Source organism: Gordonia sp. (in: high G+C Gram-positive bacteria), from assembly GCF_020438995.1.
Classification (GTDB): Bacteria; Actinomycetota; Actinomycetes; order Mycobacteriales; family Mycobacteriaceae; genus Gordonia.
Map to the genome: position 1 here is coordinate 1 of NZ_JAGQTN010000009.1, position 12,480 is coordinate 12,480.

The following is a 12,480-nucleotide window of genomic DNA, read 5'->3' on the forward strand; positions in this document are numbered from 1 at the left end:
GGGTCCACGGTACCGTTCGCCGCGCCCGGCCCGCCGCGGGTGCCGCCGGACGGTGGTCGCGGGCCGCACGCCTTTACACTCATGCGACCGGGGTATCCGCCCTGGCCAGGAGGGATACCCGAAGGGGGCAGGATGATCGCCGCGCCGCATGTCACCGAACAGGTGTCATGGTGACGCCGCGCGCCGGCAGGATCATCCGTGCTCTGGCGGCCGGGTTCCTGATCGCCTGTGGAATCGGGATCGGGGCCACCAACCCGTGGTGGGCCGCCGTGGTGTTCGGCGCACCGCTGATTGGCGCGGGCGTGCTGCTTGTGCCCGCCGCCACCGCACGCTCGGAGTTGCCGCGGTTCCGTAGGGCGTCAGGTCCGGCTGCGGTACCGGTGCGGGTCGATGCGATGACCCGGAGCAGCCTGCGAACCGGTGCCGTACAGCCGACCCTGGTGTCCGCGCTGGTCTCCCCACCCGGTGACACCCCGTTCCAGGCCCGATGGATCAGTTCGATGCCCGCAAGCGATGCCCGCGAGCTGGTGGCGTCCCCGTTCACCGCGATCCCGCCGCCCGACCTGCCCCGGCGGTCGGCCACCACTCCCGAGTTCGACGACTACCCGGGGCCGGCGGCACTGCTGTACGCATCGATCGCAGCGGTCACCGCGCTTGTCGCCGTGTTCGCCGTCCCGGAAGGTGTGTGGCGGGTCGACGGCCCTGCCTCCCTGTCGCTGCCCGGCTCCGATGGCACCGGCAGCTCCCCTCGTGGCGAGGACCGCACGGACACGTATACGCAGAGACGTCAGCGCCTGGCCGAGCAGATCCGCACCATCGGACCCGCCGCGGACGACAATGTCGTCGGCGTGTGGTTCGACCGGGGCGGTTCCGACCGTGCCGAGGTATACGATCCGGCGACCGGCCAAGCGGTCACCGTCCATTACATCAAGGGTGTCGGCTGGGCCGAACCGCGCCGCGAAGCCACGGACAAACGCCGCCGCGACACCTTCTCCGTGCAGGATCTGATGTCGGCCGACATCGAGAAGATGACCGCGACGATGCGGGCCGAAGGCGTCAAGTCCGACGCGGAGGCGGACCTGGCCGATCTGGACATGCGCCGGCCCGACAAGGACGGCGACCCCCGCTGGCAGGCACGGTTCACCGGCAGCACTCTGAGCACGATCGAAGCGACGGTAGACGGCGCGGTAGCGCTGCTCTTCGACCCGGGCGACTTCGCGGTGTCGTTCGATCTGATCCACAAGGCGTTGCGCAGCGCGAAGGTCCCGTTCGACGCCGACGCGCTCACGCGGTTCGAGATCCGCGGCACCGCGAAAGGCACCCCGATCCTGTTCGCCGGCAGTATCCAGAACAGCGGCGGTGTCTACGTCGAGTATCGCCTGCCGCGGCGCAGCGGATCCATCGTGCTGGCACCCGGCGAACTTCCGCGGGTCACCTCACGAACCACCACCTCGACGACATCTGGCGACTTTTCCGTGAACGACGTGCCACGTGCGACGTTCGAGGCCGTCCGCGACGACGCGATGAGGCGCGGGGACGTCGACGAGTTCGACCGGAACGCGGTCAACATGCTGATGTGGTCGACCTTCCAGCGCGACGGTGCGGTCCGGATTCTGGTCCAGCTCACCAGGGATGATGCGTCGGCCGGAACATACAGCGCCCGCGGCGAATTCATCCAGGCCGGCATACGCTGACGCCGGCCCTGCGAAAATCCTGGCCTACAGGAAACCTCACGCGCCGGACGTGCCCGATTCCAGCGCGCGGCGGGTGGCCGCGTTCAGCTCGTCGATGACGGTCTGCGGCGGGTGGATGTACGCCTGCTCGCTCAGCGTCGTGACGATGTCACGCACCCGGCCGTAGTAGGTGGCCTGTTCGGCGGCGACAGTGCTGGCCTCGGCATGCCGGTACAGCTTGAGCGCTGTCCCCAGATCCTTGCGGGTGGGTTCATCGAGGTACCCGGTCCCGGCGGCCTTGCCCGCGGTCTCGCACGCCGCCCACGCCCGGCGGAGCCTGCGCACCGCCAGCTGATACGCCTCCGCGCGTGCGCGATCACCCGGATAGTTCTCGGTACGCAGCGCGTTCGCGTCATCGAGGGTGTCGTGGAAGGCCTGCACCTCGTCGCGGGTGATGTCGGTGACCGCCGGGAATCGCAGGACCAGCTCGGTGTCGAGTTCGTAGCGGCCGTAGGCGGTGAGCACGGCATCGTGCCGGCGCAGTGAGTCCTCCCAGAGCCGGACGGCGGCGGCATCGCTGCTCGCGTCGCCGATACGCGGTCCGTCGGCCTCCGGTGCCGGCACATTCCCGGACGGCGCGGCGTGCTGCCGGGAACCACCCCGGGCCGCTGAGTCAGGCTGTGCCCGGGGCACAGTCGCCCCGATCCGGGAGATGATCTCCGCGGCCACCGGATCGGACGGATCGAGCGCGACGTCCCACACCTCCTCTTCCGGTTCGGCACGGCGCGTCCAGCCCGCGGGGATGCCGTCGACGAGGTCGGATTCACGCAGGAAGGTCAGTCGAAGCACCGGGTGACCGGCCACCGTCAGATCACGCGCCCGGTCACCGGACATCGTCGAGGTGGTGGTGGCGGACGGGCGAAAATCCGCGGCCGCGAGTTCGGACAGCGGCCGGCTGACCAGGTGGTGATGTTCGCTGCCGAAGTACACGGTGTCGCTGTCGACGGTGACGAGCACCGCGTGCCGGTGGCGGTAGCGGCCGGCCGCGCCGGCAAGCAGCCCCGCACAGATCAGCGCCCCGACCACCACCATCACGACGATCGGTGCGACATCGAGCGCGTTGAGCGTCACCAGTGCTATCACCGCAACACCGGTGACGATCAACTGGGTGAGCAGCAGAACGCGGTGCACCCTGTCGAGGTATTCGGTCCGGGTGGTCACCGCGATCGGCTGGGTGCGTGTGCTGGTCATCGGGCAGTCCTGTGAGGGGTGTCGTGCTGGATCGGTGAATCGCCGTCCCGAGTGGCCCCGGTGCATGGGTGCGCTGGTCTATTTTAGTCGGTATGGCAACTTTGATCCGGCCGCTCGGCACGGTCCTGGCCGCCGGCGCCCTTGTATTCGGAGCGATGGCGTGCGGCAATTCGTCGACGGCGAGCAGCTCCGGCGACGGGACCGCGCAGTCTGTCGTGAAGACCTCCGCGACGAACGCGTTGGTGGGCAAGACCTTCACGTCGACGTCGGTCGACGGCGCCGCGATTCCAGGCGGCGGCCCACTGATGCTCACATTCCCCGAGCCTGGCCGGGTCAGCCTGACCGCGGGCTGCAACAGGCACATCGGTCCAGTCACGGTGGACAAGACCACACTGACGATCGGCGAACTCGCCTCGACGATGATGGCCTGTCCCCCACCCAAGGACGGCGCAGACGCGTGGCTCGCCGATTTCACCGATCAACCGTTGAAGTGGTCGCTGCATGGCCACGAATTGACGCTGAAAGACGGTCCGCGGACTGTTGTTCTCATAGCGGATACAAACGCCGCGGGTTTGCCCTAAGCTCGGTGAATGGGTTCAAAAAAGGCAGATAAATCGAAGAAGAACAAGATCCCGAACAAGGTCTACGAGGCCGAACTGTTCCGTCTGCAAACGGAACTGGTCTCGTTGCAGGAGTGGGTCAAATCCACCGGCGCAAGAATTGTCGTCATCTTCGAGGGACGTGATGCCGCCGGCAAGGGCGGCACCATCAAACGCATCACCGAGTACCTGAGCCCGCGTATTTGCCGGGTCGCGGCACTGCCCGCACCGACGGACCGCGAGAAGGGCCAGTGGTACTACCAGCGCTACGTGGCACACCTGCCGGCACCCGGTGAGATCGTCCTGCTCGACAGGTCGTGGTACAACCGCGCCGGCGTCGAGAAGGTCATGGGATTCTGCACACCCGAAGAGCACACCCGGTTCCTGCGCCAGACACCGATTTTCGAACAGATGCTGATCGATGACGGCATCCTTCTTCGCAAGTACTGGTTCTCTGTGTCCGACGACGAGCAGCTGCGCCGATTCCGGGCACGGATGAATGATCCCGTGCGTCAATGGAAATTGAGTCCTATGGACCTTGAATCGGTGTACCGATGGGAGGACTATTCTCGCGCCAAGGACGAGATGATGGTCCACACCGACACCGCGATGAGTCCGTGGATGGTCGTCGAATCCGACATCAAGAAGCATGCGCGGCTCAACATGATCTCGCACCTGCTCTCGACCATCAATTACACCGACGTCGCCCGTCCCACTGTCACGTTGCCCAAACATCCCATCGAGACGGGCAACTATCATCGTCCGCCGCGGTCGCTGTCGAAATACGTGCCCGACCACGTGGGCGCACTCCTCGGCGGAGATCACTGAGCTCGGTACGTTCGCCGGGTGGCGGCTAGGATCGGGAATCGTGCTTGCCGACACCGATCTCGTGGATCTTGGCCGCTACCTGCGTCGCATCGGGCTCGATGACGCAACCGAGCCCGGACGACCGGCGAGTCCGCCGCCGACGTTCGAGACGCTGTCGGCATTGGTGACCGCTCATGTCCGGGCCATCTCATTCGAGGGCCTGGACCCGTACGTCGGTATCCCCGTGGCCGATCTCGCGCCGCAGGCGTTGCAGCACAAGATGATCGATCGTCGGCGCGGAGGATTCTGTTTCGAGCAGAACGGTCTGCTCGCCGCGGTGCTCGAATCGATCGGCTACGACGTGGTGCCACTGGCGGGCCGCGTGGTGTGGATGCGAGACCCCGGACCAATGCCCGCCGAAACCCACAAGCTGCTCAACGTCGGCATACCCGGCGAGTCGTCCAGGTACATAGTGGACGTGGGCTTCGGCGGGTGCACACCACCGAATCCGCTGCGGTTCGCCCTCGATGAGCCGCAGCCCACCGACCTCGAAGAGTTCCGCATCGTCGCTGTCGACCCCACGGGAAACCACCCGCTCGATCCCGAGGTGGCCGGCCAACTGTCGATGCAGGTGCGGATCGGCGACGAGTGGCGTCCCATGTACCTGTTCACACCGGTGCCACGACCCCCGATCGACTCGCTGGTCGGATCATGGTTCGCCTCAACATATCCGGGCTCACGTTTCGTCGCGGGCGCGACCGCGGCCATCGTGACCGAGTCGAGTCGGCTGAACCTGTCAGGTCCCCAGCTGACCGAACATCATCGTGACGGACGCACCGTCAAGACCACACTTGGATCGGTCGGCGAGATACTGTCCGTCCTCGACGACCGTTTCGGTATCGACGTCGACGACTGCCCCGGCCTCGCCGGACGTCTGGCCGAGTCGTTGCTCAACGGTTGACCCGCCGACAGCTGATCCTGTGCGAGAAAACCCGGTGACGGTTCGTCGTCCGTCGCGGTAGAGTTCAGCGCGCTATGTGGATTGGCTGGATTGAATTCGATTATCTCCTCGGCGACGTGCATTCGCTCAAGCAGAAGCGGTCGGTGACCAAACCGCTCCTGGCCGAGATCCGACGCAAGTTCGCGGTGAGCGCCGCCGAGGTCGACCATCTCGACCTGCATCGCCGGGCGGCGATCGGCGTCACTGCGGTGAGCCCCGACCTGGCGCATCTCACCGAACTGCTCGACGCCGTCGAACGGTTCGGTGCCGGTCGCCCCGATATTCAACTGATAGCCGCCCGAAGGCGGCAGATCAGTTCCTACGACATCGACTGACGATCCCCGGCAGCCGCTACGTCAGCGACCGAAACCCGCGTCGCGCAACGCCTGTGCCATCGAGCCGCCGGGCTCGCCGCGCCGATTACCACCCGATCTGTCGGCATGCTTGTCACCCCCGCGGCCACTCTGACCACGCTGATGAGTTCCCGCACCGCGCCCCTGGGCGCCGCCGGCACCGCGACCCTGGGCGCCGCCGGCACCGCGACCCTGGGCGCCACCGGCACCGCGACCCTGGGCGCCACCGGCACCGCGACCCTGACCACCTGCGCCCGGCTGACGGCCTCGCTGGTCCTGGTTCGGCGCCGCACCGCGATTGCGCGGCCTCGCACCACCCTTGCCGCCTGACCCGGCATCGTCGTTCAGTCGCAGCGACAACCCGATCCGCTGCCGTTCGACGTCCACATCGAGCACCTTCACCCGCACCACCTGTCCGGACCGGACGACGTCGTGCGGGTCGGAGACGAACCTGTCGGACATCGCCGACACGTGCACCAGACCGTCCTGGTGCACGCCGATGTCCACGAACGCACCGAAGGCGGCGACGTTGGTGACCACGCCTTCGAGGATCATGCCGGGAGTCAGGTCGGCCACCTTCTCCACGCCGGCGGCGAAGGTCGCGGTGGTGAAGGCAGGGCGGGGGTCGCGGCCGGGCTTCTCCAACTCGCCGAGGATGTCGGTCACGGTCGGCACACCGAATGTGTCGTCGGCGAACTCGGTGGGCTTGAGCCCACGCAGCACGAGTTCGTTGCCGATCAGCTCAGCCAGCGTGATTCCCGAACGATCCAGGATCTTGCGGACCACCGGATACGACTCGGGGTGCACGCCGGATGCGTCGAGCGGATCCTCCCCGTCCCGGATGCGCAGGAAGCCCGCGCATTGCTCGAATGCTTTGGGCCCCAGGCGCGACACCTTCAGCAGCGCCGCACGACTGCGGAACGGGCCATTGCTGTCGCGATGCGACACGATCGATTCGGCCAGCGCCGGGGTGACACCCGAGACCCGGGACAGCAGCGGCACCGACGCGGTGTTGAGATCGACGCCCACCGCGTTGACCGCGTCCTCGACCACCGCGTCGAGACTGCGTGCGAGGGTGCCGGGGGTGACATCGTGCTGGTACTGGCCGACACCGATGGATTTCGGTTCGATCTTGACCAGTTCGGCCAGCGGATCCTGCAGACGGCGCGCGATCGACACCGCACCTCTGATGGACACGTCCAGCTCGGGCAGCTCGCGCGAGGCGTACTCCGACGCCGAGTACACCGAAGCACCTGCCTCGCTCACGGTCACCTTGGCCGGTGCCTTATGTCCTGTCGCGGCGATCTCCGCGACGAGTTCGGTTGCGAGCGCATCGGTCTCACGGGAGGCGGTGCCATTGCCGATGGCGATCAGTTCCACCCCGTGCCGGGCGACGAGAGCGGCGAGTGCCGCCTTGGACTGATCCCACTGATTCCGGGGCTGATGTGGGAAGATCGCCCCGGTGTCGACGACCTTGCCCGTTCCGTCGACGACGGCCACCTTTACACCGGTACGGAAGCCGGGGTCAAGACCGAGAGTCGCACGAGCACCGGCCGGCGCGGCGAGCAACAGATCCTTGAGATTGCGCGCAAACACATTGACAGCGTCGTCCTCGGCTCGCTTGCGCAACTGCATACGGGCGTCAATCGATGCCGTGACCATGAGCTTGGTCCGCCAGGCCCACCGCACAGCCTGCGTCAGCCACGGAGTGGCCGCGCCGCCGGCGGCGAGGTCCACGCCGAGCGCATCGGCGATCATCACCTGATATTCGGCGTCCTCACCACCGTCGAGGGTCACCGACAGGATCTCCTCCTTCTCCCCGCGCAGCACGGCCAGCACCCGGTGCGAGGGCGCCTCGGTGAGCGGTTCGGAGAACTCGAAGTAGTCTCGGAACTTTTGTGCGGCAGCACTTTTGGCGACTTCTTCGGAACGCGGCGCGGTGCGGAGCGCACCCTGGCCCCAGAACTTGGTGCGCACCGCACCCACCAGTTCGGCATCCTCGGCGGCACGTTCGACGACGATGTGCCGAGCCCCTTCGAGCGCAGCGGCCGCATCGGCCACCGACTCCCCCACGTATCCGGCGGCAATCTCGGCGGGGTCGACCGTCGGGTCGGCGAGCAAGGCGTCGGCGAGCGGTTCGAGGCCTGCCTCACGGGCGATCTGCGCCTTGGTGCTCCGCTTGGGCTTGTACGGCAGGTAGATGTCCTCGAGTCGGGCCTTGGTGTCTGCTGCGTTGAGCGCGGTGGCCAGCTCCGGGGTGAGCTTGCCCTGTTCGGCGATCGAGGAGAAGATCGCGTCGCGGCGGGCATCGAGTTCACGCAGGTAGGTGAGGCGTTCGTCGAGGGCACGCAGCTGGGCGTCGTCGAGGCTGCCGGTCACCTCCTTGCGGTACCGCGCGATGAACGGGACGGTCGAACCCTCGTCGAGCATCGTGACGGTCGCGATGACCTGATGCTCGCCGATCTGCAGTTCCTCGGCGATTCGGGCGGTGACGGGTTTGACACCTGGCACTGCGGAAGCCGGCAGGGTGGACGCACTGTTGTCTGTGGCGCTCGAAGTCACCCGCGCCACACTACAGGCGAGCACCTACAGGAGCCGGACCGCCGTCACCGGCCTGCCGGCCTCACAGGTCGTCGATGACCGCCCGGAACTCCGGTGAGTGATAGAACGGCACGAACTGACGTCGCAGGATCCCGTCGAGTAGGCCGCGTTCGTCCAGGTGAGCGATGATCGGCAGGCCGAACCGCATACCTTCCTCCACGAGGTCTTCTCGTTCGACACCCAGATCGGATATCAGATCGACGAGGGAGGTATCACCGTACTTGTCGAAGAAGTGGTCGACGCCCTCACCGAGCAGCGTCCGGAAGTACTCGGTCTCGCGGAACGACTTCCAGAACTCAAATATCACGACCACGAAGTCCTCGACGTCGTCGGCGGTCACCAATTCGCGGAATCGCCCGACCGAGTCGTCGGATCGGTTGCGCCACAACTCATGTGCGGACCCGACCAGCGCGTTGTCCGACTCCTCCCCCGCCGAACGGAGCACGAATGCCGCCCCGGTCCTGGTCAGTTTCTCCACCCCGGTTTCGATGGCGGGCAGCACCGGCGTCGCCAGTCGTGCCAGGGCACCGGCGAGCAGCCCCCGCACGCCGGCTTCGGAGGCCGAACGGTCCTGCAGCACAGCCGAATCCACCGCATGAGTGACCACTTCGACGCAGACGTCGACGGTGACCGGGCTGTCGATGACCTCGCGCACCACCCGCCGCACCACATCCATGTCACCGATCGCATCCGCGAGTTCGTCGAAGGTCCTGGTGTCGAGCACATCGGTCAGATGCACGGCGTCGTTGACCGGGTGCCGGTACAGACGCCCCGCGATCTCGCCGACGAGTTCGGGAATCGACCCTTCCAGTGGCATGTTGACGGCGAACTTGATCGCGGTGTCCTTGATCATCTGCGGGGTGACCACCTCGCCGAGGGTCAGGCCCGAGGCATCGCGCAGTGCGCCGTCGACCTCTTCGGTGACGAAGGTGTGAAAGAGTCCGGGGTCCAGCAGTTGCCGTTTACTGAAAGCGACCTGGGCGTCGATGAGTCGTTCGGCGAGATCGTCCGTCATGGGACCAGAGTGACACACCACGACACCGACTATCACGCGACGACACCGTGGCGTGAATCCTTCGTCTCGACGATCCGCTGCTGCCGTGTCTCGGGGTCCGCCGACGTCACGGTGCCCGCCAGGCCTTCACCGCATCCGGTCGCTCACTTCGGCACCGTTCATCCGGTCATTCGTCACCACCGGCGAGGATCAACTGAATCTCCCCCGCACTCTGCGCCGACCGGAGCCTGGCGACGTCTTCCTTGTTCAGCCACTCCTCCTGACCCGATCGGCAATCGTCTCTACTGGAGAGCCTGGTACACGCCGCCGTCGACGGGTAGAGCGACGCCGGTGATGTACCGCGCCTGATCCGAACAGAGGAATGCCGCCGCAGCGCCGAAGTCCTCGGGCCGCCCGAGTGCGCGGCTGGGTATCTGCGCGATCTCGTCATCGAGACCGTCGCCGTACACGCCGCGCACGCGACCGGTCTCGTGCAGACCTGGCTGAATCGAATTGACGGTGATGCCGTCGGCGGCGATCTCCCGGGCGAGGGTTTTGAGAAATCCGGTGGCTCCTGCGCGTGCTGTGTTCGACAGGATCAGGTTGGCGATGGGCTGGCGCACCGAGATCGACGTGATGGCAACGATTCTCCCCCAGCCACCGCGCCGCATGTGCGGTACCGCAGCCCCGCACATGCGAACGACACTGAGCAAGTTGAGTTCCAGTGCCTTGGGATAATCGTCCATCGCCACTGTGGCGAATGTCCCCGCCGGCGGCCCGGGGGCGTTGGTGACGAGGATGTCCAGACCCGACATCGCCCCGGCCGCCTCGGTAACGAACCGTTCCCCTTCCCGCGGGTCGGCGAGATCGGCGATCACCCATCGCGTGCCACCGCCCAGCCGGTCCGCTGCTTGCTCGGCCCGCGCGGCGTCATGCCCGCAGATCGTCACCTGCGCTCCCTCCGCGACGAGGGCCTGTGCGGTCGCGTATCCCAGGCCGCTGGTGGCCGATGCGACGGCCGCCTTACGGCCGGTCAATCCCAGATCCATCGCGTCTGTCTCCCGGTATCCGATCGGAACTCTATAGTCGTTATGACAATAACGTCTTAGGAGTCCTGATGTGCCAGCACCGCGAACTTCCCCCAGTCGTCATCGCCTCCGGCGGGATCGTGCACGACTTTCCGGCATCGTCGGCCGAACTGGCAGCGATCCTGACCGAATGCGGATTCCCGCACGCCACCGTCACCGAGGACGTCGACGGCCTGTTCGCCGACCTGCCCATCGACCCCGAACCACCACTCGTCGTGCTGAACATGCTGCGCTTCCGGATGGAACTCGAACGCTACGCACACTTACGCGAGCAGTGGGCGCTCTCGCTGAGAACGGACGCGAAAGCCGGCCTTGCCGAACACATCCGAAGTGGCGGCGGACTACTGGCAATGCACGGCGCCGCGATCTGCTTCGACGATTGGCCGGAGTGGAAGGACCTCCTCGGCGGGCAGTGGCTATGGGACCGGTCGTGCCATCCGCCGTTTGGCCCGATATCGGTGACCGTCAGCACGAACGCCTCGCCGATCGTTGCCGGCGTTTCCGATTTCGACCTCAACGACGAGGCCTACGGCTTTCTCGATCTCGCCGACGACGTCGAAGGGCTGGCGTTCTCCACGCACAGCGGCAGCAGCCATCCACTGTTGTGGACCCGGCATGTCGGCCGCGGCCGCGTCGCCTACGACGCGCTCGGCCACGATGTGGCGTCGCTGCGCGTGCCCGAGCACCGCACGATCGTCTCCCGGGCCGCACTGTGGGCCGCCGGCGCAGACTCATCATTGCCTTCCTGACTGATAGGCGTTACCGTACTAACGTCGCTGAATATGACGTACCTCACAGTGGGTCCGCCGTCGATTTCCTTCCGAGCTCAGGAGCACACGATGATCAGTTCACAGACCCGCCTCTTCATCGACGGGCAATGGGTGGCGCCGCAGTCGTCGCAGACGATCCCGGTCATCAGCCCGGTCACCGAGGAAGAGTTCGCGACCATCCCCGACGGCGGCACCGCCGACGTCGACGCCGCGGTCGCCGCCGCACGCAGGGCGTTCGACTCAGGTCCGTGGCCGCGGATGTCGCACCGCGAGCGGGCCGACATACTCGGACGCGTCGCCGACGAACTCGACAAGCGCACCGACGAGATGGCCGACGCCATGGTCGCCGAGATGGGTTCGCCGATCACCCAGGCCAAGTTCGGGCAGGTGCCGGTCACCTCGGAATTGCTGCGCTACTACGCGGAGAACGTCGACTCCTACGAGTGGGAGGTGCGCCGGCCCACGTACAACGCCATGAACGAGGGCTTCGACGTGATGGTTCAGCAGGCACCGTACGGCGTGGTCGGCGCCATTCCGCCATGGAACGGGCCGCAGATCTGCGGAATGATGAAGTACGCCCCAGCACTGCTGGCCGGCTGCACGATAGTGGTCAAGCCGTCCCCGGAGGCGAGCCTCAATTACGTCGGCTTCGCCGAGGCCTTCGAGGCCGCCGGCATTCCGAGCGGCGTGTTCAACGTGGTCACCGGAGGCGTGGAGACCAGCAAGTATCTGGTGTCGCACCCCGATGTCGACAAGGTCGCGTTCACCGGCAGCGTCGAGGTGGGCCGGTCGATCGGCGAGGCATGTGCCACGCTGATGCGTCCGGTCACCCTGGAACTCGGCGGCAAGTCCGCCGCCATCATCCGCGACGACGCCGACCTCGACAACGCGATCGAGCGTCTCCTCGGCCAGATGTTCTTCGTCTCCGGTCAGGCCTGCAACGCCCCGAGCCGGATTCTCGCCTCGGCCAACCGGTACGAGGAAGTTGTCGACGCCTTCGTCGCCGCCGTCGACAAGCTGCCCCTCGGCCTGCCTACCGACCCCGAAACGGTCGTCGGCCCCATGGCCAACGAGGCCCAGAAGAAGCGCGTGCAGCGCTACGTCGAGATCGGCAAGGAAGAGGGCGCCAAGGTCGCACTCGGTGGCGGTGTCCCCGAAGGCTTCGACAAGGGCTGGTTCGTCGACAAGACCGTGTTCCGGGACGTCGACAACTCGATGCGGATCGCGCAGGAGGAGATCTTCGGTCCCGTGCTGTGCATCATCAAGTACGAGGACGACGACGACGCGCTGCGCATCGCCAACGATTCCTCCCTCGGCCTGGCCGGCAGCGTCTGGACCGCCGAC

General features: G+C 66.5%; 11 protein-coding genes. 7 read left to right on the top strand and 4 right to left on the bottom strand.

The window, feature by feature from the left end; all coding sequences use genetic code 11:
- Nucleotides 1-1,694, top strand: a 1,694-nt coding sequence (locus KDB67_RS00535; protein WP_291011036.1) for a hypothetical protein, incomplete at its 5' end; no start/stop codon positions are given.
- Between the two features lie 36 nt (nt 1,695-1,730).
- Here KDB67_RS00535 and KDB67_RS00540 read toward each other — a convergent pair.
- Complete coding sequence (locus KDB67_RS00540) at nt 1,731-2,924, bottom strand: hypothetical protein (RefSeq protein ID WP_291011039.1); 1,194 nt, start codon at nt 2,922-2,924, stop codon at nt 1,731-1,733.
- Nucleotides 2,925-3,016: 92 nt separating this feature from the next.
- On the opposite strand from KDB67_RS00540, the gene KDB67_RS00545 reads away from it, so the two are divergent.
- The 4 genes from KDB67_RS00545 to KDB67_RS00560 all read left to right on the top strand — a co-directional run bounded on the left by KDB67_RS00545 (nt 3,017) and on the right by KDB67_RS00560 (nt 5,665).
- Nucleotides 3,017-3,505, top strand: a complete 489-nt coding sequence (locus tag KDB67_RS00545; protein WP_291011042.1) for an META domain-containing protein — start codon at nt 3,017-3,019, stop codon at nt 3,503-3,505.
- Nucleotides 3,506-3,514: 9 nt separating this feature from the next.
- Complete coding sequence (ppk2, locus tag KDB67_RS00550; protein ID WP_291011045.1) at nt 3,515-4,351, top strand: polyphosphate kinase 2; 837 nt, start codon at nt 3,515-3,517, stop codon at nt 4,349-4,351.
- 40 nt (nt 4,352-4,391) lie between these two features.
- Nucleotides 4,392-5,291 carry an arylamine N-acetyltransferase gene (locus KDB67_RS00555; RefSeq protein ID WP_291011048.1) on the top strand — a complete coding sequence of 300 codons (900 nt, stop codon included), beginning with the start codon at nt 4,392-4,394 and terminating at the stop codon, nt 5,289-5,291.
- A gap of 74 nt (nt 5,292-5,365) precedes the next feature.
- Nucleotides 5,366-5,665, top strand: coding sequence for a DUF503 domain-containing protein (locus KDB67_RS00560; RefSeq protein ID WP_291011051.1), 300 nt, complete (start codon nt 5,366-5,368; stop codon nt 5,663-5,665).
- Between the two features lie 21 nt (nt 5,666-5,686).
- Here KDB67_RS00560 and KDB67_RS00565 read toward each other — a convergent pair whose 3' ends face one another.
- The 3 genes from KDB67_RS00565 to KDB67_RS00575 form a co-directional block, all read right to left on the bottom strand.
- On the bottom strand, nt 5,687-8,245 hold the full coding sequence (locus KDB67_RS00565; RefSeq protein WP_291011055.1) for a Tex family protein: 2,559 nt from the start codon (nt 8,243-8,245) through the stop codon (nt 5,687-5,689).
- A gap of 61 nt (nt 8,246-8,306) precedes the next feature.
- Nucleotides 8,307-9,299, bottom strand: coding sequence for a hypothetical protein (locus KDB67_RS00570; RefSeq protein WP_291011057.1), 993 nt, complete (start codon nt 9,297-9,299; stop codon nt 8,307-8,309).
- 281 nt (nt 9,300-9,580) lie between these two features.
- Nucleotides 9,581-10,327: an SDR family oxidoreductase gene (locus KDB67_RS00575; RefSeq protein ID WP_291011059.1), complete on the bottom strand. Its 747-nt coding sequence runs from the start codon at nt 10,325-10,327 to the stop codon at nt 9,581-9,583.
- Between the two features lie 68 nt (nt 10,328-10,395).
- Between KDB67_RS00575 and KDB67_RS00580 the strand changes: the two genes are divergently transcribed.
- Both KDB67_RS00580 and KDB67_RS00585 read left to right on the top strand, forming a co-directional pair.
- Nucleotides 10,396-11,115 carry a ThuA domain-containing protein gene (locus tag KDB67_RS00580; protein WP_291011061.1) on the top strand — a complete coding sequence of 240 codons (720 nt, stop codon included), beginning with the start codon at nt 10,396-10,398 and terminating at the stop codon, nt 11,113-11,115.
- Nucleotides 11,116-11,205: 90 nt separating this feature from the next.
- Nucleotides 11,206-12,480 (top strand): aldehyde dehydrogenase family protein (locus tag KDB67_RS00585; RefSeq protein ID WP_291011063.1); only part of this gene is annotated, 1,275 nt, incomplete at its 3' end.